The sequence below is a fragment of the Mesorhizobium newzealandense genome, assembly GCF_042682145.1.
Classification (GTDB): Bacteria; Pseudomonadota; Alphaproteobacteria; order Rhizobiales; family Rhizobiaceae; genus Mesorhizobium; species Mesorhizobium newzealandense.
Genome location: NZ_JBHUGZ010000012.1, coordinates 514,807 through 539,176 on the forward strand (window position 1 = coordinate 514,807; position 24,370 = coordinate 539,176).

The 24,370-nt window shown below is 60.0% G+C and carries 25 protein-coding genes and 1 pseudogene; 22 read left to right on the forward strand and 4 right to left on the reverse strand.

Annotated elements, in window-relative coordinates; all coding sequences use genetic code 11:
• Positions 1-116: 116 nt before the first annotated feature.
• The 13 genes and pseudogenes from ACFSOZ_RS19000 to ACFSOZ_RS19060 all read left to right on the forward strand — a co-directional run.
• The gene (locus tag ACFSOZ_RS19000) at positions 117-623 is read left to right on the forward strand and encodes a nodulation protein NolB (RefSeq protein WP_095090019.1); all 507 of its coding nucleotides are present in this window, start codon (positions 117-119) and stop codon (positions 621-623) included.
• Positions 624-632: 9 nt separating this feature from the next.
• Positions 633-1,499, forward strand: a complete 867-nt coding sequence (gene sctJ / locus ACFSOZ_RS19005; protein ID WP_095090017.1) for a type III secretion system inner membrane ring lipoprotein SctJ — start codon at positions 633-635, stop codon at positions 1,497-1,499.
• A gap of 12 nt (positions 1,500-1,511) precedes the next feature.
• Positions 1,512-2,144, forward strand: coding sequence for a nodulation protein NolU (locus tag ACFSOZ_RS19010; RefSeq protein WP_378922819.1), 633 nt, complete (start codon positions 1,512-1,514; stop codon positions 2,142-2,144).
• Positions 2,141-2,779: a type III secretion system stator protein SctL gene (gene sctL, locus ACFSOZ_RS19015; RefSeq protein ID WP_095090013.1), complete on the forward strand. Its 639-nt coding sequence runs from the start codon at positions 2,141-2,143 to the stop codon at positions 2,777-2,779. The genes ACFSOZ_RS19010 and sctL overlap by 4 nt, the downstream gene beginning before the upstream one ends.
• Positions 2,760-4,109, forward strand: coding sequence for a type III secretion system ATPase SctN (gene sctN, locus ACFSOZ_RS19020; protein WP_095090011.1), 1,350 nt, complete (start codon positions 2,760-2,762; stop codon positions 4,107-4,109). The genes sctL and sctN overlap by 20 nt, the downstream gene beginning before the upstream one ends.
• A complete protein-coding gene (locus ACFSOZ_RS19025; RefSeq protein WP_095090010.1) occupies positions 4,085-4,618 on the forward strand; it encodes a hypothetical protein in 534 nt (177 codons plus the stop codon). The genes sctN and ACFSOZ_RS19025 overlap by 25 nt, the downstream gene beginning before the upstream one ends.
• A gap of 26 nt (positions 4,619-4,644) precedes the next feature.
• Positions 4,645-5,721, forward strand: coding sequence for a type III secretion system cytoplasmic ring protein SctQ (gene sctQ / locus ACFSOZ_RS19030; protein WP_095090008.1), 1,077 nt, complete (start codon positions 4,645-4,647; stop codon positions 5,719-5,721).
• Positions 5,714-6,379: a type III secretion system export apparatus subunit SctR gene (sctR, locus tag ACFSOZ_RS19035; RefSeq protein ID WP_095090007.1), complete on the forward strand. Its 666-nt coding sequence runs from the start codon at positions 5,714-5,716 to the stop codon at positions 6,377-6,379. The genes sctQ and sctR overlap by 8 nt, the downstream gene beginning before the upstream one ends.
• A gap of 29 nt (positions 6,380-6,408) precedes the next feature.
• Positions 6,409-6,657 (forward strand): EscS/YscS/HrcS family type III secretion system export apparatus protein, encoded by a 249-nt coding sequence (locus tag ACFSOZ_RS19040; protein WP_206073788.1) that lies wholly within the window; start codon positions 6,409-6,411, stop codon positions 6,655-6,657.
• A gap of 8 nt (positions 6,658-6,665) precedes the next feature.
• Positions 6,666-7,484: a type III secretion system export apparatus subunit SctT gene (sctT, locus tag ACFSOZ_RS19045; RefSeq protein WP_095090005.1), complete on the forward strand. Its 819-nt coding sequence runs from the start codon at positions 6,666-6,668 to the stop codon at positions 7,482-7,484.
• Entirely contained in the window at positions 7,481-8,518 is a 1,038-nt protein-coding gene (locus ACFSOZ_RS19050) for an EscU/YscU/HrcU family type III secretion system export apparatus switch protein (protein WP_378922815.1), read from the forward strand. Before sctT ends, ACFSOZ_RS19050 begins: the two co-directional genes overlap by 4 nt.
• A 90-nt stretch (positions 8,519-8,608) precedes the next feature.
• Positions 8,609-9,555, forward strand: a protein-coding gene (locus ACFSOZ_RS19055) for an IS630 family transposase (RefSeq protein ID WP_417568608.1) whose coding sequence is annotated in 2 segments (ribosomal slippage) — positions 8,609-8,950 and positions 8,953-9,555 — 945 coding nt in all. Because the reading frame shifts where the segments join, the coding sequence is not laid out codon by codon here.
• Positions 9,556-9,763: 208 nt separating this feature from the next.
• Positions 9,764-10,421 (forward strand): annotated as a pseudogene (locus tag ACFSOZ_RS19060) (integrase core domain-containing protein); the annotation flags it as partial.
• A gap of 188 nt (positions 10,422-10,609) precedes the next feature.
• Here ACFSOZ_RS19060 and ACFSOZ_RS19065 read toward each other — a convergent pair.
• Positions 10,610-11,689 (reverse strand): IS5 family transposase, encoded by a 1,080-nt coding sequence (locus ACFSOZ_RS19065; RefSeq protein WP_379093720.1) that lies wholly within the window; start codon positions 11,687-11,689, stop codon positions 10,610-10,612.
• 157 nt (positions 11,690-11,846) lie between these two features.
• On the opposite strand from ACFSOZ_RS19065, the gene ACFSOZ_RS19070 reads away from it, so the two are divergent.
• The 3 genes from ACFSOZ_RS19070 to ACFSOZ_RS19080 are packed head-to-tail and all read left to right on the forward strand — an operon-like array spanning position 11,847 to position 13,710.
• A complete protein-coding gene (locus ACFSOZ_RS19070; protein ID WP_095090082.1) occupies positions 11,847-12,101 on the forward strand; it encodes a helix-turn-helix domain-containing protein in 255 nt (84 codons plus the stop codon).
• Positions 12,102-13,433, forward strand: a complete 1,332-nt coding sequence (locus ACFSOZ_RS19075; protein ID WP_379100420.1) for a type II toxin-antitoxin system HipA family toxin — start codon at positions 12,102-12,104, stop codon at positions 13,431-13,433.
• A 16-nt stretch (positions 13,434-13,449) separates the two neighbouring features.
• Positions 13,450-13,710, forward strand: coding sequence for a hypothetical protein (locus ACFSOZ_RS19080; RefSeq protein WP_143748870.1), 261 nt, complete (start codon positions 13,450-13,452; stop codon positions 13,708-13,710).
• On the opposite strand, the gene ACFSOZ_RS19085 is transcribed toward ACFSOZ_RS19080, so the two are convergent.
• Positions 13,692-14,066: a hypothetical protein gene (locus tag ACFSOZ_RS19085; protein ID WP_143748869.1), complete on the reverse strand. Its 375-nt coding sequence runs from the start codon at positions 14,064-14,066 to the stop codon at positions 13,692-13,694. The genes ACFSOZ_RS19080 and ACFSOZ_RS19085 overlap by 19 nt on opposite strands.
• 482 nt (positions 14,067-14,548) lie before the next feature.
• On the opposite strand from ACFSOZ_RS19085, the gene ACFSOZ_RS19090 reads away from it, so the two are divergent.
• Positions 14,549-16,180, forward strand: a complete 1,632-nt coding sequence (locus ACFSOZ_RS19090; protein ID WP_379078746.1) for an IS66 family transposase — start codon at positions 14,549-14,551, stop codon at positions 16,178-16,180.
• 85 nt (positions 16,181-16,265) lie between these two features.
• Here ACFSOZ_RS19090 and ACFSOZ_RS19095 read toward each other — a convergent pair whose 3' ends face one another.
• Entirely contained in the window at positions 16,266-17,777 is a 1,512-nt protein-coding gene (locus ACFSOZ_RS19095; protein ID WP_379100422.1) for an IS66 family transposase, read from the reverse strand.
• A 518-nt stretch (positions 17,778-18,295) separates the two neighbouring features.
• Between ACFSOZ_RS19095 and ACFSOZ_RS19100 the strand changes: the two genes are divergently transcribed.
• From ACFSOZ_RS19100 to ACFSOZ_RS19115, 4 genes are read left to right on the forward strand one after another with little or no spacing between them, the layout of a single operon-like run.
• Entirely contained in the window at positions 18,296-19,411 is a 1,116-nt protein-coding gene (locus ACFSOZ_RS19100) for a Fic family protein (RefSeq protein WP_378924504.1), read from the forward strand.
• Complete coding sequence (locus ACFSOZ_RS19105; protein WP_379100424.1) at positions 19,395-20,639, forward strand: hypothetical protein; 1,245 nt, start codon at positions 19,395-19,397, stop codon at positions 20,637-20,639. Before ACFSOZ_RS19100 ends, ACFSOZ_RS19105 begins: the two co-directional genes overlap by 17 nt.
• A gap of 54 nt (positions 20,640-20,693) precedes the next feature.
• Entirely contained in the window at positions 20,694-21,206 is a 513-nt protein-coding gene (locus ACFSOZ_RS19110) for a hypothetical protein (RefSeq protein WP_378924507.1), read from the forward strand.
• A gap of 51 nt (positions 21,207-21,257) precedes the next feature.
• Positions 21,258-22,595 carry an IS1380 family transposase gene (locus tag ACFSOZ_RS19115; RefSeq protein WP_379100426.1) on the forward strand — a complete coding sequence of 446 codons (1,338 nt, stop codon included), beginning with the start codon at positions 21,258-21,260 and terminating at the stop codon, positions 22,593-22,595.
• Between the two features lie 192 nt (positions 22,596-22,787).
• Here ACFSOZ_RS19115 and ACFSOZ_RS19120 read toward each other — a convergent pair whose 3' ends face one another.
• Complete coding sequence (locus tag ACFSOZ_RS19120) at positions 22,788-23,912, reverse strand: IS630 family transposase (protein WP_095081716.1); 1,125 nt, start codon at positions 23,910-23,912, stop codon at positions 22,788-22,790.
• 45 nt (positions 23,913-23,957) lie between these two features.
• On the opposite strand from ACFSOZ_RS19120, the gene ACFSOZ_RS19125 reads away from it, so the two are divergent.
• On the forward strand, positions 23,958-24,263 hold the full coding sequence (locus ACFSOZ_RS19125; RefSeq protein WP_245330990.1) for a LexA family protein: 306 nt from the start codon (positions 23,958-23,960) through the stop codon (positions 24,261-24,263).
• Positions 24,264-24,370: the final 107 nt, after the last annotated feature.

A 24,370-nucleotide genomic window follows, 5' to 3' on the forward strand; every position in this document is an offset into this window, starting at 1 on the left:
TCGTCAGTTCGCCTGCCTAGGGTATTGATCCAACAGCCGGTGATGAACGTGCTGACCTCATCCCGCGTCAAAGAGAACACCTCATCCCGCGTCAAAGAGAACAAACGAGTCCTTGCATGATGATGCCTGTCACCTCGATCTCTGCCACTATAGCCGATCCTTTCTCCAGGTTCGCGCCATTCGACGAGCAGGCCCAGTTTGAGCGCGCCCTGGCGCAGGCGGCCGCCTCGACGAAAAACGACATTGCTTCGGCGCCAGCGAGGGCGGCGCCGGTTCCTGCGCCGATGGATGTCCAACGCGCGCCTGCGCGGACAAGTCCGGTAGGCGATCGCGTGATCCAGACGATTTCTTCGATGTACCGCGACAATACAGCCACTTCTGCCGCGCGCGACCATGAGGTTGCGCTTGCAAAGGGCGCTCTGTCGGGGCCGGCCCAGAGCCTCCCCGTCGAGGGTGGGGCTGCGGGAACGCGGATGCCGGGCCCCCTGCAAGGACCGCATGATTTCGAAACGATGGTTGCCGGTCTGCGGAATGTTTATAGCGAGGTCACCCAGGTTGCTCTTGTTTCCAAAGGTGTCAGCGGGCTCACCTCATCTGTCAACAACCTGATAAAACAAGGATGAACGGCGCGCATGATTGGTTTAGCCCGTGGCGAAAACATGCGTAGTCGCCCGCTTGGCTGGCGTTCGCTCTATTTTGTCGTACTGCCACTTCTCTTCGCCCTGAGTGGTTGCAAGGTCGATCTTTATACGCAATTGCAGGAGCGCGACGCGAATGAGATGCTCGCGCTTCTGATTGACAATGGGATTGATGCGGTCCGGGTTGCGGCTAAGGATGGGACCAGCACGATCCAGGTCGACGAAAAGCGGCTTGCCTTCTCAATCAATCTCCTGAGTGCCAAGGGGCTGCCGCGCCAGTCTTTCAAGAACCTCGGCGAGATATTCCAGGGCTCAGGCCTGATTGCCTCGCCGACGGAGGAGCGTGCCCGTTACGTTTATGCCCTGAGCGAAGAGTTGTCGCGTACCATCAGCGATATCGACGGCGTCTTCTCTGTACGCGTTCATGTCGTTCTGCCGCAAAACGATCTGTTACGAGCAGGCGCCGCGCCATCCTCAGCCTCGGTCTTTATCCGACACGACGCCAAAGAAAATCTCTCAGTTCTGCTGCCGAAGATAAAGATGCTCGTCGCCGACAGCATCGAAGGCTTGTCCTACGATAAGATAGAAGTGGTTTTGGTACCAGTGGAACGGCCCGTACCCGTGCAACGGCCCGTACCGGTGACTGTTCTGGCAAAAGCATCCAATTCCATTCCAGCGCCACTTCTGGCGATCGTGATGGGTGTTGCGGCGGCTGTATTCGCTGTGGCGTGCTATCTCTTAGCCAGTCTGGTTGGTCATCGGCGCAGGCAATCAAAGGGCGACCTATCCAAGGTCGAGGGGCGCTCGGGTGCTTCCGTTGTCGAGGCCATTCGCAAGAAGATCATCGGCGATACGGCGTAGGTGATATTCCCAATGACGATATCGACAAAGACCGCCGAACGTGATCGTACGTCCCAATTGCGTTCCGTGTTTCGGAGCGAGCTTGCTGCTTCGGCCCATCCGACGCGTCTTGCCGCCCATCTTGATCCGGCGTTATCGGCTGCGACATTGATGCGCTTGCAGAAGTGTCCCAGGCTGCGGCCAAGGCTGGTAGAATTGCTGCTTGACAATGACATGGATTCGAACGGAGGCGACTGGGGGCCGGATCTCCTGCACGGACGTGACCCGCATCGGGCTGCCCTCTTTGCCGGAAGTATATGGCATGCCCGTTCGTTGCTGAAACTTGTTTCGCAGCCTCACCTCAATGCGCTTATTGGATATATCGGCGCTGATGCGCACGCGTTTGGCATCCGACATCCGACGCATGCGATCGCAAACGGATTGATTGCTGATCCCGAAAAGCTGGCGCAGCAAATTGAACACGATGGACATGCCTGTCTTGGTGCTTGGCTCAATCACAGTCCAGAGCTTGAGCGTACACGCGTGCTTCTACGGTTGCCCGTCGGGACCGCCGCCGAGAATCCAGCGCCCGAACACGATGCTGCCGCAGGCCAGTTGTTTTCGCTTGTAGCCGCTCATTTTGAGGCGGAGATCCCGGTGATATGACAGCCGTTGTTCCTGCAGCGCCCGTCCCGCCCCAGATGCGCCCAGTGGACCCACTGATACGGGCGAGTGAGATCGAAATCTGGCATAGCGCCATGGAAGCGCGTGCTGCGGCGGAACGGCATCAGCGGCGGGTTCGCAGCTGGGCGCGCGCCGCCTATCAGCGTGAGCGGACACGCGGCCATACCGAGGGCTTGGATGCAGGCGCCGAGGAAATGGCCCGGCTGATTGCGGGGGCAGCCTCCGAAGTGGCGCGACGAAAGGCGGTTCTGGAGCAGGAATTGCCACAGCTCGTAATGGAGATCCTAAGCGATATTCTGGGCGCTTTCGATTCGGGCGAGCTGTTGGTGAGGGCTGTTCGTCACGCGATTGAGCGCAAGTACAGCGGCGCGGAAGTTTGCCTTCATGCATGTCCCAAGCAAGTCGATATGCTCGCGCGCGCGTTTGCTGGGTGCGACGGGCGGGAGGGCCGGCCGAGGGTTCGGATTGATCCGGATCCGACCTTGTCGCCGCAACAGTGCGTGCTGTGGAGCGACTATGGCAATGTCGATCTGGGACTTGATGCGCAGATGCGAGCGCTGCGCCTCGGCTTCGGGTCACTTTCTGACGAGGCGAACTGTGACCACGCCGGTGCATAGTCCCGCCGGCATCCGGCCTCCCGATCCGGCCATCTCGTCCTTGAGGTCTTCGGCAAAGCGAATCGACACGCGTGTCGTGCGCGGACGGATTACGCGGGCTGTCGGTACACTGGTCCATGCCATCTTGCCCGACACTCGTATTGGGGAACTTTGTCTGCTGCAGGATCCCAGAACCGGACTGTCGCTCGAGGCCGAGGTGATCGGCCTGTTGGATAATGGCGTGTTGCTCACGCCGATCGGAGACTTGATGGGCCTGTCGGGCCGCGCAGAGGTTGTGGCCACTGGACGAATGCGTGAAGTGCCAGTCGGCCCCGATTTGCTCGGCCGCGTGATTGACAGTCGTTGCCGTCCCCTCGACGGCAAAGGCGAAGTCAAAACCACCGAAACTCGTCCGCTGCGCGGCGCGGCCCCCAATCCAATGACAAGGCGCATTGTTGAGCGGCCGTTCCCGCTCGGGATCCGTGCTCTGGATGGTCTGCTGACATGCGGCGAGGGGCAGCGGATCGGAATTTATGGCGAGCCAGGTTGCGGCAAGTCGACGTTATTGTCACAGATCGCAAAAGGTGCCGCCGCCGACGTTATCATAGTCGCGCTCATCGGCGAACGTGGACGTGAAGTTCGAGAATTCATAGAGCGGCATCTTGGGGAGGCGGGCCTTCGCCATACGGTCGTAGTCGTCGAAACATCCGACCGCTCGGCAGTGGAGCGGGCGCAATGTGCTCCTATGGCGACCGCGCTCGCCGAATATTTTCGCGAACAAGGGCTACGCGTCGCCCTCATGCTAGACTCGCTGACACGCTTCTGCCGCGCCTTGCGCGAAATAGGCCTTGCTGCGGGTGAGCCGCCGACGCGACGGGGCTTTCCTCCTTCCGTTTTCGCTATGTTGCCAGGCCTGCTGGAGCGTGCCGGCATGGGTGATCGCGGCTCAATCACGGCTTTCTATACGGTGCTTGTCGAAGGTGACGGCACAGGCGATCCAATTGCCGAGGAATCGCGCGGCATTCTTGATGGCCACGTCGTTCTCTCACGCACTATCGCGGCGCGATCGCATTTTCCAGCTATTGATGTGCTGCAAAGTCGCAGCCGCGTAATGGATGCGGTCGTATCTGCGCCACATCGCAAGGCAGCATCCTTTTTCCGTGATCTGCTCTCGCGCTATGCCGAATCCGAGTTTTTGATCAACGTCGGCGAATACAAGCAAGGCGGCGACCCTCTTACTGACCGGGCTGTCGCGTCGATTGGCGAGCTGAGGGAATTTTTGCGCCAGAGCGAAGGAGAGCCGTCAGATTTTGAGGAGACGATCGCATGGATGTCGCGTCTGACCGGGTGAATTGTTTTCACGCTTCGAGGTTACGGCTTCTGAAGGAAACGCAAGAGCGTAGATTGCTTATGGAACTGTCCAAGAAGGAAGCCCAGCGCCAGACGGCCACCTTAGCCGTACAGAACGCCGCCCAGGGTCTTGCAGTCGCACAGCAAAATTGCGCAGGAGCCGAAGCGGGGCTCTACCAAGACCTGATGTCGCTCGACACTTTTTCCAGCGCAGCACTCGACCATCACCACCTTCTCGTTGAGCGGCTTGAGGCTGAGATCACTTTCAGACGCGAGATGCTTGATGAGGCACGCGTTGCTCAAGAAAAAGCCGAGGCAGCGGCGTCTGAGACGAGGGCCCGGTGGGTCAGAAGTTCGGCGGCAAAGCGCAAATGGCAGCAAATCGAGAAAGATGTCCGGCGCGCCCTCGACATTCATTTAGAGGCCGCAGACGAGATGGAGGCCGACGATGACATATTGCTTCGGTATGGAAGAATTTCGCTCGCCCTGACGGGTAACCCGATCCGATAACCGCAGGCTCCCTGAATGACGCGATCGTGCAGTTTAGATCTGCTTTGGTAACCACTGTGGGCAGACCGGCTATATTCGAACCAGCGCTAACACTGTCCCACGCGGTCGCCTCGTGGCTCAATGATATAGCGGCATCGCGCAGGCCCTTTCAGGCCTTGATCAGCGACAAGCCACTATCGGCGCGGGTGGAAGGGCTTGCCTGGCAGCAGGAACCTTGTGGAATTCCGATGCTTGACTGCGTTTGGCGCGTGGGAGCTGAAACGATCGTACTGTCGCTGTCCCGACGGCTTGTAGAGGCGCTCGTCTCCACAGTACAGGGTGATCTGGCTTTCCCTTCCGAGCCAACTGCTTCGCTCATTCTGGAACTTGCACTTGAGCCGCTTATCGCTCAATTGGAGGATAAAACGCAGCGGGACGCGCAGCTTCTACACGTACGTGAAGCCACGACACTGGCTCCTTATCTCGAACTGGAAATCGTGTTCGGCCCAGTCAATGGCAAAGCTCGTCTCTTCCTGTTCTCGCCTCTTGATGGCCTCGTGCCGTTCGCGTTCCGCGCGCTAGGCGAACTGCTTGGCCAGTTGCCGCTACAGCCGCGCGAGCAATCCCCGGAGCTCCCGGTCATGGTCGCAGGAGAGATCGGCACGCTTCGCGTTCCGGCGGCGCTTCTTCGCAAAGCATGTGTTGGTGATGCTCTGTTGCCAGACAAATCGCCGTTCGGCCGCGACCAGATCACCCTATCTGTAGGCCTGTTATGGGCCCGGGCAGATCTTGAGGGCGATCACCTAATCCTGCGGGGGCCATTCCGCCCCCGATCGTGCCCTTTGGAGAATGCGCATATGACAAAACCCGAATCACCACTGGGGCCGTCGGAAGCCAATCTCGACGATGTCGAGATCGAGCTTGTCTTTGAATGTGGCCGCTGGCCCATGCCTCTGGGAGAATTGAGGAGCGCTGGTAAAGGACATGTTTTCGAACTTGGTCGGCCAATCGACGGTCCGGTGGACATACTTGCCAATGGTCGGCGTATCGGACGTGGCGACATCGTGCGCATCGGAGATGAGCTAGGCATCAGACTGCGTGGCAGGTTGGCATGCAATGACTGAGATTCAGCCGGCAATCTTTTCGCTTCTAGCGGTCACCGCCGGACTCGGTCTGCTGGTTTTGGTAGTCGCCACGACCACGGCGTTTGTAAAGCTATCAGTTGTTTTGTTCCTCGTCCGCAATGCGCTGGGGACCCAGACGATACCGCCTAACTTAGTGCTATACGCAGCGGCACTCATCCTCACCATTTTCGTTAGCGCGCCTGTTATTGAACAGACCTATGATCGTATGACGGATCCGAAGCTCCGCTATCAGACGTTCGATGACTGGCTAAGCGCCGCCAAAGCCGGCAGTGAGCCCTTGCGCGATCATCTCAAGAAGTTCACGAACGAAGAGCAGCGGCGATTCTTCCTCTCCTCGACCCAAAAAGTCTGGCCAGAGGAAATGCGAGCCAGAACCACACCTGATGACTTCGCCATTCTCGTACCATCTTTTCTAATTTCGGAACTAAAGCGTGGGTTCGAAATCGGCTTTCTCCTTTATCTTCCCTTTATCGTCATCGACCTTATCGTAACGACAATTTTGATGGCGATGGGTATGTCGATGGTATCTCCGACGGTTATATCCGTCCCATTCAAGCTCTTTTTGTTCGTCGCTATTGATGGCTGGTCAAGGTTGATGCACGGACTTGTATTGAGCTACACGATACCGGGAGGTTGATCATTATTGAATCCAGTATTGTCACTCTTATGAACCAATCGTTGGTGGTTTTCATGATCTGGATTCTGCCGCCGCTCGTTGCGTCGGTAATTGTTGGCCTAGGCATTGGCATCATCCAGGCGGCAACGCAGATCCAGGATGAAAGCTTGCCGCTCACTGTGAAGCTTCTGGTCGTTGTCGCGGTAATTGGCCTGTTTGCCCCCGTGCTGAGCGCCCCGCTCATAGGACTGGCCGGCCAGATCTTTACCGAGTTTCCCGCAATGACACCTGGCTATTAGTCCTCGCCATGTATGCGTCATCGGCCGAGATTCAAATCCTGATCCATACGGCTATCGAAATCGTCGTCGCGGCTGGTCTCGGCGCGGCCCGCGCGATAGGCATTATGCTGATCCTTCCTGTATTTACACGATCTCAGATTGGCGGGCTGATCCGCGGCTGCCTGGCTGTTGCCTTCGGACTACCGTGCTTGGCACACGTCAGCGAGGGCTTGCAGGCGCTAGATCCTGAAACACGTTTGATCCAGGTAACTCTTCTCGGATTGAAGGAGGTTTTTGTCGGCGTACTCCTTGGCACTTTTCTCGGCACTCCCCTTTGGGGACTTCAGGCGGCCGGTGAGTTTATGGACAATCAACGCGGCATCACTAGCCCGTCCGCTCCGAGCGACCCCACGACGAACAGTCAGGCTTCCGCTATGGGAGTCTTTCTCGGGATCACTGCAATTACGATCTTCGTCGCAGCAGGAGGTCTGGAGACCGTGATCAGCGCCCTTTATGGCAGCTATTTGATCTGGCCCGTGTATCGGTTTCACCCCGCATTGAGCGCGCAGGGAGCAATGGCGTTATTGAGGCTGCTCGACCAGATTATGCGCACGACATTATTGGTCTCGGGGCCCGTAGTGTTCTTTCTGGGGCTAATTGATATTTCAATGATGATCCTGCGTCGCTTTGCGCCCCAATTCAAGTCGAGCCAACTGTCCCCTGCGATCAAGAATATCGTCTTTCCGATTATCATGGTCACCTACGCTGCCTATCTGGTCGAGAGCATGAAACTGGAGATCACACAAGCGAGTGGCGCGCTTGAGTGGTTCGACAAGTTGCTGAAATGAGCGACACGAGTGAAGAAAAGGCACACGCCGCCACCCCAAAGAAACTAAGCGAAGCGCGCAAAAAAGGGCAGATATCGCGTAGCTCCGATTTCGTCCGCGCAGGCGGCACTTGCGCTGGGCTCGGCTATCTTTGGCTAAGAGGGAGCGTGATCGAAGACAAATGCCACGAAACGCTACTATTAACCGACAAGCTGCAGAACCTGCCTTTCGATGTCGCGGTCCGGCAGGAACTAGTCCTGCTAATCGAACTCACCCTGGCGACCGTTGGCCCGCTGCTTGGCACTCTCGTTGCTGCGGTAATTCTGACGGGATTATTAGCCAATGGTGGATTTGTCTTCTCTCTCGAGCGGATGAAGCCCAACTTTGGGAAAATAAACCCTTTTGAAGGGCTGAAGCGCATGGCGTCCATGCGTTCTGTAGTCGAAGTTGGCAAGACTCTGTTTAAAGTAATGGTTCTCAGCGCGACCTTTTCCCTCGTCCTTCTCGGCATGTGGAAGACGATGGTCTATCTGCCGCTGTGCGGCATGGGTTGCCTCGGCATTGTCTTTACGGAAGCGAAGCTGTTGCTCGGGATTGGCGCCGGTGCGCTTCTGATCGGCGGACTGATTGATCTCCTGTTGCAGCGTGCGTTGTTTCTGCGCGAAATGCGCATGACCAAGACCGAAGTGACGCGCGAGGTGAAGGAACAGCAAGGAACGCCGGAGTTGAACAATGAACGACGTCGCATCCGCAATGAAGCGGCCGGCGAGCCTCCGCTTGGGGTGAATCGCGCCACGTTGGTCTTCAGAGGGAAGGCGATACTGGTCGGTCTGCGTTACGTACGAGGTGAGACCGGTGTGCCGGTCTTAGTTTGCCGCGCCGAGGGCGAGGCCGCCTCACGAATGTTTAGTGAGGCGCAGGCGCTACGTCTCGAAATTGTCAATGATCATGTCTTGGCGCATCAACTCATCAGCACAACGAAACTGGGCAACGCCGTTCCCATGCAATATTTCGAGCCCGTCGCGCGAGCACTCTTCGCCGCAGGCTTAACCTAGAGCGGTTTTCCCTTAATCGGAGTCGTTTGTTTGCAGTGAACGGCTTGTTCTGATTCCCTGATCGAAGTGATTTGCGGAAGGAGCAGCGGCATGGCACGAGCTTACAGCCTGGATTTGCGGACGCGTGTTATCGAGGCGATAGAGGCAGGCCTGTCGACCCGAGAAGCGGCACGGCGGTTTGCCATCGGGATATCGACGTCTGGTGCATGGTATCGGGCCTGGCGTTCGAGCGGCAATCTGGAACCTGGGCGGCAGGGCAAGCCGAAGGTATCGAAGCTGGACGCGCACGAGACTTTCATTCTCGCCTTGGTCGAGACCGATGAGCGGGACATCACGCTTGCCGAGATCGTCGATCGCCTTGCGGCAGAGCGCGGGGTCAAAGCCAGCCTGACGACGGTCCATGCGTTCTTCGCAAAGCGTGGCATCACGTACAAAAAAAGACAGCGCACGCGGCCGAACAGCAGCGACCGGATGTTTTGGCAGCGCGGGAAGAGTGGTTCGAAGGCCAACTCGATCTCGATCCGAGCCGCCTGATCTTCATCGACGAAAGTGGCCTCAATACCAAGATGGCCCGGCTACGAGGCCGCTCTGCGCGTGGACAGCGTTGCCGGGCGGCTGTTCCTCATGGGCACTGGAAATCCACGACCTTCACGGCCGGCCTGCGCCTCGACGGGATCGTCGCGCCCTGGCTCCTGGACGGCGCCATGGATGGCGAAGCATTCCTGGTCTACTTGCGCCGCGTCCTCGTGCCGACGCTTCAACCCGACGATGTCGTCGTGATGGACAACCTGCCTGCTCATAAAGTGGTCGGTGTCCGCGAAATCATCGAGGCTGCGGGGGCTTCCCTTCGCTATCTTCCGCCCTACTCCCCGGACTTTAACCCCATTGAGATGGCCTTCGCCAAGCTGAAGGCTTTACTGCGAAAGGCAGCAGCCCGGTCCATCCCGGAATTATGGGACGCCGTGGCCGTCGCCATCGATCGTTTCCACCCCAAAGAATGCGAAAACCTGTTCGCCCACGCCGGCTACGATGCCTAACCGTGATTATCCAGAAACTGCTCTAGCCGTGGCCTCAACAGGTTGTCTCCGGTCAGGCAAAATCTGCCGATTGGCGTGTACGACTTTAGGTTCGCGCGGTCTGCGGCTTATAGCGACGAGGTCAGGCAGGCGGTTCAGCGGCATGACGTCGGGTATGCCGCGGCAAAGGCCGATTCGCTGAGGCCGGTCTGGATCTGGATGAAGTGTTGGGCCCAACCGCATCTATCGGCTCCATCGCGAGGAAGGGCTGGCGGTGCACAAGCGGCGCGCGACGGCGTGCGGTCGGCACCGGGACACCGATCCTGGTGGAGGCGCGGCCGAAAGCGCGCTGGTCGCTGGACTTCGTCCACGACCAGTTTGCCTGCGGCCGTCGCTTCCGCATCCTCAACGTGGTCGACCTCGATCTCGGGCCGGCGTGTGGCGCGGGAACTGACGTACCTGATCGCCCGCCGTGGCAAGCCGGGCATGATCGTCTGCGACCTCGGCACCGAGTTCACCTCGAACGCCACGCTCGCCCGGTCGAAGGATCATCAGGTGGAATGGCACTACATCGCGCCGGGCAAGGCGATGCAGAACGCCGCTGCGAGAGCTTCAACGGGCGGATGCGGGACGAGCTCTTGAACGAGGCCCTGTTCTTCAGCGTCGACCATACCCGCAAGACGATCGCCGAATGGAAGGACGACTAAAACCGCCCACATTCAGCGCTCGGGTTCCTCACGCCGACGGCCTATGCCGCCAGTCTCACCGCAACGGCCGGCTGGGCTGAGACCCGCCCGCGGTGGGGCCTCGGGGCAAAGCCTAGAGCCTGTACCGGTAAGACCGGGCGCGCCAACCTACTCCTCATTCCTTGGCTGGAACTACTTTAGCCGCGAACGCGTATATTTCCTTTTTATACGCAAGTGGGCACCTCGAACTACGGCATTTCCGAGACCTGTGGGGCGGCAAAGCGGTTCGGCCCGGGCTGATGGCGGGAAGTGGCTTCGGTTTTGGTCGTTGAGGTTGATGCTGGGTGCCGAGTTTGGCGTCGCGGCGGCGTTTTCCGCCGCTTTTGGCGTCATGCAGGCGCAGTTCGCCCCTGGTGCCAGACGTAGCGCATCAGATTGTAGGCGAGGTTCGTCATGCCGATCTTGGTCCTGGCGCGGGCGATGCCGATCGTGCGGATGAAGAGTTTCATCTGCGCCTTCTGACGGGCGAAGACGTGCTCGACGAAGGCTCGGGTCTTTGAGCGCCGGCCGTTGGCCCGCGACGTCGCTTCGCTCATAGGCCGGCCCTTCGGCTTCTTGTGGTGGATTTCGGAGACATATCCGTTCCGGTCGAGCCACTCCTCGTTCTTCTTCGAGCGATAGGCGGTGTCGGCCCAGACCGTAGACCCGGTATTGGCGCGGTTGAGCACGTTGCGAAGCTGCGCGCCGTCATAGGCGGATGCGCTCGTGACGTTCCAGCCGCGGATGAAGCCGTGCCGGCGGTCGATGGCGGCATGGTTCTTGTAGCCGAAAGCGGGAATGGCGATGTCGCGCTGCTGCGCCTTTCCCTCCTCGGCGACCTTGGCCTTGGAGAACTTCACCGTCCAGCGGGCATCGCGATCCTTCTGGCGCAGCTTGGCCGGCTTCTCCTTCCATGCGTCCGGCACCTTGCCCGCCTTGATGTCGGCCTTCTCGGCGTCGGTGTTGCGCTGCTTCGGCGCCGCCACGATGGTGGCGTCGACGATCTGCCCGCCCATCGCCAGATAGCCGGCCTTGGCGAGGTGCTTGTCGAAGCGGGCAAACAGGTTCTCCACCGCGCAGGCCTGCGTCAGATGCTCGCGAAACAGCCAAATCATCTTGGCGTCTGGCACTCTGTCGCCGAGCCCCAGTCCGAGGAAGCGCATGAAGGACAGCCGGTCCTGGATCTGGAACTCGGCCTGGTCGTCGGACAGCCCGTAGAGCGCCTGCAGCACCATGATCTTGAACATCATCACCGGGTCGTAGGCAGGACGACCGCCCCTGGCGCCGTCCGAGCGCTTCAGCACCTTGGCCAAAGGCTTGCGGAAAACCTCCCACGGCACAACGGCGTTCAACTTCTCCAGGGGATCGCCGGCTTCGCTTAGCCGAGCATAGCGCTCATCGATATCCCAGAACCCGGCCTGTCCCCGCATCCAATCCCTCCTTCCAAATCGCAACGGCAGTGAATCACAAACCGGTCAAAATGGGGAGGTTTTTCGAGACCTCCAAGTGCGCATATTTCGGCTTTATACGGCATCGCGTATATTGATATTTTATACGGGCTCGCGTATATTGGCCTTGGAGGTCATCATGAACGAGCAAATCGCCCGTACCGAAAAACAACTGGGAGCCATCCTGCGCCGCGCGCGCAAGCAGGCGGGGATGACGCAATCAAGCCTGGGGCACAACATCCATCTTCGGCAGGGAACGGTCTCCCGGCTCGAAGCCGGCGAGCCCGCAGTCCAACTGCGCACCGTTATGGAGGCACTCGCTGCCCTCAACCTCGAACTCGTGGTCCGGGACCGGAGCAAAGCGAGCGCAGCGGACATTGAGGACCTCTTCTAAATGGCGCGCCAGCGAACGCACGCTCCCCTCAACGTCTTTCTCAACAGCCGCCTTGTTGGCGTGCTGCGACGTGAGACAAGCGGCGCTATCGATTTCCGCTATGATCTCGACTGGCTTGGCTGGAGGGCGACGTTTCCGATTTCGTTGTCGCTACCGCTGCGCGAGGACCGCTATATCGGCGAACCCGTCATCAACGTGTTCGACAACCTGCTGCCGGATAGCGACGCAATCCGCAAGCGCGTCGCGGAAAGAGTGGGAGCCGCAGGCACAGACGCATACAGCATGCTCACAGCCCTTGGTCACGATTGCGTCGGCGCGCTTCAATTTCTGCCGGATGGGATCAATCCAGGCGCGCCGGGGAGTACCGACGGAAAACCTGTCGACGTTTCGGAGATTGGGGACATCATTCGCAATCTCGCAGCTGCCCCGCTGGGCATGGGCGAGGATGATGATTTCAGGATTTCCATCGCGGGCGCGCAGGAGAAAACGGCCCTGCTGCGCAAAGACGGCAAATGGTACAAGCCCGTTGGCACGAGCGCGACAACCCACATTCTCAAACCTCAAATCCGGCAGCTGCCCAACGGCATCGACCTGTCGAACAGTGTCGAGAACGAATATCTCTGCTTGAAACTCCTCGCCGCATTCGGCGCGCCGAGCGCCGACGCCGAAATCACGGACTTCGGAGAGCGAAGGACGCTGATAATCGAGCGCTTTGATCGCCGCTGGACACGTGATAATCGGCTGCTCCGCCTGCCGCAGGAGGATTGCTGTCAAGCCCTTTCCTTCCCGCCCACACGAAAATATCAGTCCGACGGGGGCCCGAGCATGCGCTCAATCCTGGAGCTCCTGAAGGGCAGCGATACGCCTGAGAGCGACATCGCGATGTTCATGCGGGCCAACATTGTGTTCTGGTTGATCGGAGCAACCGACGGCCACGCGAAAAATTTCAGCATTTTTCTGGGACCCGGCGGGCGGTTCAGAATGACGCCTCTTTACGACGTGCTCAGCGCGCAGCCGAGTCTGGACGCTGGCCAAATCCAGAAGAAGAAATTCAAGCTTGCCATGTCTGTCGGCAAGGGCCGCCACTACGCCATCAACGACATCATGCCGCGCCATTTCATTCAAACCGCTGAGCTCTCCGGAGTGGGAGCGGCACTTGTAAAATCGATCTTCGACGATCTCGCGGAAAGCGCGGTGCGGGCGTTTGATGAGGTAGTTGAATCGCTGCCAGGTGGCTTCCCGGAAGCGATGACGGATTCGATCGGGAAGGCAATCGTTCACCGGCTTGGGCTTTTGGAAGTTGAAGCATCCGCTGAGAACGCCGCCGTTTAGAAATGGGAGGCGCCGGATGAAGATGGCAGCAGGACCATGGACGCCGATGCGATCCAGGCCCGAACCTGGCCGTTCGTACCTGATCTGCGGCACGTATGGCGGTATGCAGACGTGCGATGTCGCCTTCTACAACGGGACACGAGCCGATGGTTCGCATTGGTGGATGCTGGGCAATGTCGAGATCGCGCCCGCGGCGATTGACCGCTACGCAGAAATCCTCCTGGAAGAGATCGATCAGACGCACCCCTCTCCGAGTCTTCATTCCTCTCGCGTATAGCGATGCCCCCGCGGGCGGTTCTGCTTGTGGCCGGAGTTCTCGCCAATGTTCTTTTTCCAGCTCCTTTTGGGCTCGGCTTTGAGACCAACCGCTGGAACCGTGATGTCGAGATTGTTGACCTCGATCTGATGCTGGCGCGCCTTCCACGTTTCGACGTGGAGGCTTTCAGCCGCCAGGATTTCTCGCCGGATTTTCGTTTCGAGCGAGCGCCGCTCCCGCAGGTCAAGGCGATGCAACGCCTTGTGACGACGCTCCAGCATGAACTGCTCGCGTTGGTGACGACGGCCTAATGCCTCCTGTTCGATGCGGTGGCGCTCCGCGGGATTGATCCGGGGATTGATCTGGCCGAACTGCATAATCGAAGCCTTCTGCGGGAAATCTGAGCGCAGAGCCACCGAAAGGCTCTTGATCCAAGAAAGCTATCGGAAAGAACCTCTAACCGCCGCCCTCGCCTTGCGACAAACCAGCGTAAGCGAACAGCTTAAACTACAAATCTGGGGGGGGAGGACTTCGAATCTCGTCGGGCGCGCCAATTATCTCAAGCACTTAGCCGCCGCGCGCCATACTAATCTTAGGATTAGTACGGGAATTAGTATGGCAGATTCCCTCACTTGTTCGGTTGCCTTGACGCAATTTCGCGTCGGCGCGGTGCCAGGGGAACACTCCGACCGGCTCATGCGTTGCCCTCCGAAGGCAGAGGTCACAGGTTCGAATCCTGTCGGGTGCGCCATTTTTATACTGTGAAAACAGGTGGTTAGCAAGGCCTCTTGGTAACCGGGGCAGATTTCCGGGCGGAGGTGGGGTTTGCAGGGGGGCGGGTTTGTGATTCACCCTTTGCGTGACTCTGCCGCCGAATGATTCGCTTGAAGGCCTGTCGCTGGCGGAACTCCGCGGGCTGGTTGGGACGCTGCTCGGCGAAGTGCGGGGTCTTCACGGACAGGTCGAGAGCCTGCAGATGGAGAACCAGGCGCTGCGCGCCGACAACCAGAGCCTGAAGGACGAGATTAAGCGTCTGAAGGACCTGCCTCCGCGGCCGCCAATCAAGCCGTCCAAACCGTCGGGGATGGAGAAGGCGACGGGGGCGAAAGCGGCCAAGGGCAAGCGTCGGCGGCGCGGCGCCAAGCGCGACAGCGCTCGTGTGAGCCGCGAGGTGACGGTTGCGGTGAGCTCCCCTGCGGGCTCCCGCTTCAAGGGGTATGAGACGATCCTGGTGCGCGATCTGGTGTTGTCGGCCGAGGTGGTGCGCTACCGGCGCGAACGCTGGGTGACCCCGAGCGGCGAGACGATCGTGGCGCCACTGCCGTCGGGGATTGTCGGCGGCTGGGGCGCGAACCTGCGCCGCTTCATCCTGGCCTGCCATATTCAGGGCCAAGTGACGACGGAGCGATTAACCGCACTCTTGACGGGCATTGGCGTCGACATCTCGAAGCGTCAGGTGGTGCGGCTGATTTCGGAGGGCCTCGAGGTCTTCGTTGCAGAGGATCGTGACGTGTTGCGCACCGGACTTGCCACGGCGCGCTGGATCACGGTCGATGATACGTCGGCGCGCCACGCCAACCAGGACGGCTACACCGCTCAGATCGGCGATGACCGCTTCACCGCGTTCCGCACCGGGCGATCGAAGTCACGGGGGGCGTTCCTGGCAACGCTGCGCGCCGGGCACGGCGATTACGTCATCAATGACGAGGCGTTGGCCTATATGCGCGGCCGCAACCTCGCTGGTCCGGTGATCGACCGGCTGGCGGCTTTCCCGCAAAAGGTGTTTGCCGACAGCGCCGCCTGGCAGGCGCATCTGGCAGCACTGGGCCTCGACCAGCTTGCGGTTGAGCCGAACCCGGTCAAGATTGCCACCGAGGGGGCGATGTGGGGGGCGATCCGCCATCATGGCTTTCTTGCCGACGCCGTTATCGTCTCCGATGACGCCGGCCAGTTCCGCATCGCCGACCATGCTCTGTGTTGGGTCCACGCCGAGCGGCTCGTCCACAAATTGGTGCCGATGACGCCAGACCAGCGCCAGGCCGTTGACGTCATGCGCCAGTTGATCTGGTGGTTCTATCACGACCTGAAGAGCTATCAGCGGTCACCTTGTCCGCGCCGCGCGGCGGCCTTGCGTGCCCGCTTCGACCGCCTGTTCAAACGACGAACCGGCTACGTCATGCTCGACAGGCTGCTCACCCGGCTTCACCGCCGCAAGCATGAACTCCTGCGCGTTCTCGATCGCCCCGAGATCCCACTCCACACCAACGGTTCGGAAAACGACATTCGCGCCGTGGTTATAAAACGCAAGATCTCCGGCGGGACCGTCAGTGACGCAGGCAGAGATGCCCGCGATGTCCTGCTCGGCCTGATGAAGACCTGCACCAAGCTCGGCGTCTCCTTCTTCGCCTACCTCGGCGACCGCCTTGGTATCCCCACACAAACCGCCGTTCTGCCGCTTCCCGATCTCGTCAGCCAAGCCGCTCCAGCCTGATCGCCCGGAAATCTGCCCCGGTTACGGCCTCTTGTAACCGGGGCAAAACCGGTGGCGTTTGAGCGGGTCGATCTGCTGTTGGGGTTCACTGAGCGGCGACGAGAACGGGAAGCGGTAGGATCTTGCTGCCAGGGATGCCGAGGCGATCGCCGAGATAATCCCAGAAGCTGACACCGAGCTTGTTGCAGGTCTTCATCATGCTGAGCATGGTGTCGCGGGCAGCACGGCCCTGGTCACTGTGGGTTCCGCCGCTGATCTTGCGGCGGGTCACCACGCTGCGGATGTCGTTCTCCGAGCCGTTGGTGTGGAGCGGAATGTCCGGGCGTCGGAGGATCCTCAGGAAGCTTTGGCGGTCGGTCCGGATGCGCGCGAGCAGACGGTCGAGGGTCACGAACCTGGTCTTCATGCCGACGATCCGGTCGAACCGCCGGGCCAGTTCCCTGGCTCTTCGGGGCGTGGGATCCAGACACCACGCCTTGATGTCGTTGTCGAGCCACCAGATCCGGCTCTGGATCAGGGCCTTGGCGCGGCGCTGCGGGTCGGTGAAGCTATCGAGGGCATGGATCTGCCGCTCCATGTGGACCCAGCACCGCGCGTGCTCGCCGATTGCGAACTGGCCCGCCCCATCACTGAGGATGACGGTGCCGTCGAGGGCCTTTGCCTCGGTCAGACCGCCCCACAACGCGCCTTCACTGGCGATGCGGAACGGGTCCAGAGGGCCATCCTTGGGCTCCAGGCCATGGGCGAGCAGATGGGCGTCCCATGACGCCGCGTCCTCGAACCCGGACGGCTCGCGCCCGGCTTGCAGAAGATCCGTCGTGATCACCGGCAGCCCGCGCTCCAGCATGTAGGCGCGTGAGGCGGCGTTCAGGACCCACCGGGCCGACCCGCCGTGCAGGAGCCGCAGGAAGTTCAGCCGGCTCTTCGACTTGGTGGTCGTGAACACGGCGAACCGGTCATTGCCGATTTGCGTGCACACGCCATTGACCGCGCCATGGCGGGCCCCGGTGTCGTCGACGCTGACCCAACCGGCCGAAGCGAGCCCGGCCGTCAGAACCTGCTTCGCTTCGGCGACAAAGGCGTCGATCTTGCTGGTCAGGATCCGCACGACCTGGCGCTTGGAGATCGACACGCCGAAGTCGCGCAGCAACGCGACGATCCGCTCCACGGTCGATTGACCCTGGTGATAAAGCGACAGCACCAGACGCCGAAGCTCCAAACCGAAGTGCCCGTCGACCCCGTCCGGCAGCGCAGCGACGACGATCCGGCCATCCGGCAAACGCCAGCGGTCCCGATGATAGCGGACCACCCGCACCCCGATCGTCAGATCCTGCACCACGAAGCTTGTCCGCCCCACAAACCGCGAGCCCGGTGGCGGCTCATAACAAAGACGGCGCTCTTCGGTGACGACCGCCCGACTCGAGCCACGTCGCTTCGGACCCGTTGCCGCAGGTGAGTTCCGCTTGGACGACTGCTCCATCCCGCTCGGCTTCAGCGTCGGGCGCGGCGGTAGACCTTTCAGACGCCGGATCTCATCCTTCAGAGCCGCATTCTCGGCGCGAAGCCCGGCGACCTCTGCCCGCAACTGCAGGATCATGTCGAGCAAGTCCGCAGGGGCCAGCGTTCGAGAATCTGGTGGCTCCGCCATGGCCTAATGGAATCACGCCGCCCGCTAAACCGCCACCCACCCCAACCCGATACACCCGATTCATAACGCCGCGTCCGCCACCGGTTTTGCCCCGGTTACGGCCTCTTTTCCGCAAGAAGAGGGCGGGAAATACGTCGCGGAAGCACCACGGAAGCAGTCGGTCGGGGTGGCGGGCCTAGCTGCTGTGGCTTTATCTCCTGCGGGCCGGTATCTGCCCGCGTTGCCGCCAGCGTGCAGTATTTTTCAGCCGTATTCGGCATCGCCGCCGCGTGTTTTCTTTTCGGCGACCGGCTCGGCGCGATACTCGCTTGAGCTCGGTTTCACGAGAGCCCGTCCGGCTTTGGCGGATGCGCCCCAGGATATGGGTATTTTACGGCCACCTATTGGGTACTGACTGAGGTATAGATAAGATTGCTATAGCTCACTTTTTTCGCCATTATGAGTTATAGAAAGGCGTTCTATAGCTCATGGCATGGAATTGGGAACAGGCCGACTGGCCGCATTTTACCTACGACAAGATGGCATTGGACCCGCTGGAAAGCGAGTTCCTATTGCGATCGGGCGAGTTCCTCGGCGTCTTTCGTCACGTCGGTTCCGAGGATCGCGATCAGATCCGCATCGAGCTTATCAGCGAAGAGGCCTTGAAGACATCCGCCATTGAAGGGGAATACCTCAACCGCGAGAGCCTGCAATCGTCCTTACGGCAGCAACTTGGGCTTGGAGGTGAAAACAGACGCATTCCTCCAGCGGAGCGAGGCGTCTCCGAAATGATGGCCGACGTGTACTTGCATTTTGCGCAGCCGCTTTCGCATCGCACCCTCTACGCCTGGCACAAGATGGTGATGTCGGGTGAACGGCGTATCGAGACTATCGGCAATTACCGCCAGCATGCCGATGCCATGCAGATCGTCTCCAATCGGCTGGACAAGCCCAAAGTGCATTTCGAAGCGCCACCCTCATCGCGCGTGAAGGCCGAAATAGACGCTTTTACCATCTGGTTCAACGATACCGCGCCCAAGGGCCAGGCTCCGCTACCCGCGCTGACGCGCGCCGGTATCGCGCATCTCTATTTCGAGAGCATCCACCCGTTCGAAGACGGCAACGGCCGCATAGGGCGCGCCCTTTGTGAAAAGGCGCTGGCGCAAAATCTGGGCGAGCCGAGCCTCATCGCGCTAGCCTATACGATCGAGCGTCATCGCAAGGCCTACTACGACAGCCTGGAAGGCAGCAACAAGAGCAACGCGATTACCGACTGGCTGCTCTACTTCGCCAACACGATCCTTGAAGCGCAGCGCGTAACGCTTGCTCGTGTCGAATTCTCCATCGCCAAGGCCAAGTTCTACGAGCATCATCGGGGTCAGTTCAACGAGCGCCAGGAGAAGGTGATCGCTCGCATGTTCCGGGAAGGTATCGACGGTTTCAAGGGTCATCTCAGCGCTGAGAATTACATCGCCATCAGCCAGGCGTCGCGTGCCACGGCGACGAGGGACCTGCAGGATCTGGTTGCCAAGGGTGCGCTGACAAGAACTGGTGAACTCCGACACACACGTTACACGCTGAATATTCGTGACGATCGTGCGTAAATCCCATCAGCGAACGAAGGGACAGGCTGTCAAAGAGCCGGCTTGTCTCAATATCGGTGAGTGGCGGGCAGCTACCCGGCAGGAAGTTGTGGAATGGGTTATCCGCGACCGGAAGCCTAAGAAAAGAGATGGCGGTGCCATTCTCGCGGTCAGGGCACGGCTCAAGCCGGTAGACATCTATTGTTATCTGAAAGCTCGCTTTGGCGAACCGAATGGTTTTCAAAACTTCCTGCGCAAGGACGACAGCGATAACTGGATACACTGGGACTACAGCCTCAAGGCCGGCGGGACCGACGTGTATGTCTGCGGCATGTCGCGCGAGATTCATATCATGGTCGGCGAGGCGCTCACGCACCAGCAGTGGCGGGACCTGATTGTCGGTATCAGAACGGATTATGCGAGGATCGGTCCGCAGAAATCCGCCGTACTACAGAGCCTAGAAAAATTCGTCGTCTTCCAGAACAAGTTTGTCAGTATCGCAGGCCTGTGCGCCGACTTGCACGCAGCTATTGTCGATGCCCCGGCAAAGACTGCTTTTCCAAAGAGATCGCCGGCTGCCAAATCGCGGTTGAAAACTTTGGAAAAAGCCATGCAAGGCGTATCCCCACGCGCAAACGATCTCTTCGGCAACTGTCTAAAGCTTCACCTTCTGATGCCGGTTATGGCCGAGGCCTTCATCAATATGGTGATCCTCATGTTCACGCGCGATGAGATCCGAAATGCCCCGGAGGCCTATCAGGCCTTTATCCGGGCCAAGATTCCCGACCGCCTCGCGCTGCTCAGCCAGCATTGCGATGGCTTTGCACGCGACATCGACAAAAGCACCAACGCCTATGCGCATTTCATGCGCGTCGTCGATAGGAGAAATTTCGCATTGCACGGTAATGTCGATCCTATCCGCGAGCAGATCGAGGTGGTCTATTTCGATGGCAGACGCCCGCTCTTCAATACGCCGGGAAACCATGTCGAACGATTCTTCGAGCATCTCGAAGCGATTCATCGGCCCGAAGAGGTCGTCTCCGATTATGAGGCCGTTCACGCATTTCTGTGGGAAATTACGGAATGCCTGAACCCTCGCACGCAGGCTTTCTTTAAGCAGGTCATTGGGGATGCATACCCCGGGTTCGAAGTCCATAAGAAGCGGGCTACCCGCATCCTGCCCGACCACGTGATGATGGGTATGTTGCCAAGTATGCTCTACGACGACGACCTGAATGTTAAGTGGTGAGCGAGGAGAGTTCTTTGGAACAATTGCTCTAGCCCACATAAGAATTTGCGCGACATGACAAACATGGAATTGGAAAACGCAGGGCGACCAAAGGCGCGTTCTCTCGAAACAATATTTGATGACTTGCGTGTTCTCGCGCAGAGCGCTGGGGCTTTGCATGATATTTCTGCTATCGTGTATCGCGATTGGATCGTTGCTATTGATTTGCGCGAAGGTAATGTCGCCGACGATCCAGAAAAGCGCTGGTCTACCACCAAGCTAAACAGCAATGAGTTCATGCTCTTGCTCGGGCTGATGGTTCAGTCCGCGTCGGATCGCACCTACTCCGTTGTCAATCTTGAGAACGATTTTGCTGACACAGCCGACAAGCTTCTCAGAGAATTCCACGACCGGCTTACACTGGATTCGATGCCGGATTTCAGTGATCCTGCAAAGATCGAAAGGGCTCTCGGTGCCGCTGCTCGGGAAGCCATTTACTATGGAGCTGACAGCTTTCTTTCTCCATCAGCTAGCCCGGAAAATTCATGGGGGTTGGCGGATGTGGTGCAAGCCGTTGAAATGACGTAGGATTTGGTTGCTTAAGCCGATCCGAACCATTTCCCGGAGACCACACCCGCCATGAATGATCTTACGCTGCCGCTGAGCGGTTTGTCATCAGTCGGCGGCAAGTCCGTCGTCGCCCGTTTTGACGGCGGCATGTTGTCCTCGAACAGTGGTGTTCTGGCTCTGGCCGAGGTGGAAAAGCGGCTGCGTGTGGCCGACCGTGTGGCGCGTTGCATCGACGATCCGCGCCGCCCGGACCAGATCATCCACAGCCTGGCGGACATGATCGGCTTTCGCATGAAGATGATCGCCGCCGGTTATGAGGATGGCAACGACGCCAACCGGCTGCGCTGCGATCCGGTCTTCAAGATGGCCCAGGATGCGCTGCCTTCGGGTCGGGATCTGGCCTCGCAATCGACGATGTGCCGGCTGGAGAACCTGCCTGGCGTGCGGGAACTGGTCGTTATGGGCCGGGCGATGGTCGACCTCTATTGCGCTTCCTTCCGCCAGGTTCCGAAGCGGATCGTGCTCGACATTGACGACACTTTTGACGCCGTGCATGGCGGCCAGCAGCTCCGCCTGTTCAATGCCCATCACGACGAATACGGCTTCCAGCCGATTGTTGTGTTCGATGGCGACGGCCGGTTCGTCGGTGCGGTCCTGCGACCAGCGAAGCGGCCGAGCGGGGCAGAAATCCGCCCCCACCTGCGCCGCCTGGTGCGGGCGATCCGGAGCAACTGGCCGAACACCCGGATCCTGATCCGGGCCGACAGCCACTATTGTAGTCCGCAGGTCATCGACTGGTGCCGCGCCAACGATGTCGACTTCATCCTCGGCGTGGCGCCCACCACGACCCTGCGCAAGCATGTCGCGGACCTGGAAACCAGCACGATGGCGCGCTTTGAAGCATCGAAGACGAACAAGGTCCGCCGCTTCAAGGAGTTTTTTGACGGCGCCGCCAGTTGGAGCCGCGTAGAGCGCATCATCGCCCGCGTCGAGGTCGGCGCCCAAGGTGCCGATACCCGCTTCATCGTCACCAACCTTGCAAGTGGCAAGGCCAAGGCGCTCTACGAGGATGTCTACTGCCGGCGCGGCGCTGCCGAGAACCACATCAAGTCGTGGAAGACGCATCTCGCCGCCGACCGCACCTCCTGCACAAGAGCGACGGCCAACCAGTTCCGGCTGTTCCTGCATGCCGGCGCCTACTGGCTGATGTGGGGCCTGCGCGCCGCGATGCCGAAACGCTCGAGCTTTGCCGTCGCCCAATTCGACACGCTGCGATTGCGCCTCATCAAGATCGCCGCCCGCGTGGTCGAGATGAAAACCCAGATCCGCCTACACCTGCCGACATCCTGCCCCGACCAGCGTATTCTGCGCATCGTCCTCAGCCGCATCCCGCAACTCGCGACATAAACGATGGGGCGCAGACGTCCCGAAACAAACCCGCCGACCTCAACCCGCAAACCCCCGCCTTCCACCACGACGGATCATCGCCGGCGCCCGACGAGGCTTGTCAAAATGCACCCCAAGGGCGGCCAGATCGCCATGCAGGCCGCCGAAAGCCGATCGCCGTGCATCAAGCGGGCTAGTACCTCTGCACAGAGGTTATGACTCTTTGGAAGTCGGCTTGGGATAGGCTTTGGCCATCTTAAGGCGTGCGTTTTCGGTAGAGAACATCCAGTTGATGCGAGCGCCACTGGTGTTTCGCAGGTGCTCCCAGGCAGCGGTCTCCGCGACGAGGCGATCATAGCTATTGATGCGACGATCGAGGCACTGGCCGCGCAGGACGCCGATTTCGATCTCGACCATGTTGAGCCAGCTGGCGTGTTTGGGCGTGTAGTGGAATTCCAGCCGTCGAAGGACGCGTCGCGCCTCTGAAGCAGGCAGAGCCTGGTAGAGCGCGGCGGCCGAGTGGGTTGACAGATTGTCGAGCACCACCCTGACGCGTTCGGCCTGCGGGTAATGGATATCGACGAGGTCGCGCATGCAATGGGCAAAGTCTTCCGCGGCGCGCCGCTCGGTGACCTTGACTTTGCGCCAGGAGCGGTGTGCGTCGAGGAAGACGAACAGGTTGGCGGTGCCGTTGCGCTTGTACTCGCAGTCATACCGCTCAAGCCGGCCCGGTTCGGCCGGGATCGGCTGTCGCACCTCGCCGATGAGTTGGGTCGGGCTTTCGTCGAAGCACACCACCGGTCGCTTCGGGTCCGGTGCCTCGGCATAGAGGTCGAGCACGTCCTCCATGCGCGCGACATACTCGGCGTCGACCTTGGGGATGCACCACATGTCCTTGCGCCAGGGCTTGAGATCGTTGTCTGCCAAGCGTCGGCGCACCGTCTCGCGCGACAGTTCCTGGTGATCGGTCAGCTTGACGAACTCACCGGCCAGCAGTTCCAGGGTCCAGCGGGCGCGGCCCGGCGGCGGACTGGAACAGGCGGTGGCCACCAGCAGGGCTTCTTCCTTGCCCGTCAGCTTGCGTTGCGCGCCTGCGCGTGGCTCTTCGCTGAGCGCCGCCTCCAGACCCATCTCCACGAAGCGGCGCTTGGTGCGATAGACAGTGGAGCCGCCGACCACCACCGTCGCGGCAATGGCCTCGTCACCCAAGCCCGCGTCGACGGCGAGCAGGATCTGCGCCCGCTTGAGCTTGCGAGCCGGCTGCTTGCCGCCTGCCAGCATCGCTGTGAGTTCATCGCGTTCGGGTTGGTCGAGATCGACACGATAGCGTAGATTCATCCAGAAAGCCTCCTCGGTTGCCAAGGGTTCCGGATGAATCGAAAATTGAATCAATTACTTGACGGGCAAACGCCTGCGGGTCCCAGCTTCACCGAAAAACAGGGCCAGTACCTCGCCTTCATCTGGGCTTATATGCAGATCAACCGCCAGCCGCCGGCCGAACGCGACATGCAACGCTATTTCGGCGTCACCCCGCCGTCCGTCCACCAGATGGTGCTAACCCTCGAACGCTCCGGCCTCATCCGCAGGCAACCAGGTGTCGCGCGCAGCATCCAACTGCTCGTCGACCACGACATCCTACCCAAACTTCAGCCGGTTCAACCCGTCATAACCTCTGTGCAGAGGTACTAGCTCGTAATCGGAAGCCATGTCCTTGGCGCGGTCACGCGATAGCGTGCGGACAAGCCGTTCGCGGGTCGCGAAGTCGTCGCCGCCGTAATGCAGGTCCATCCCATCTC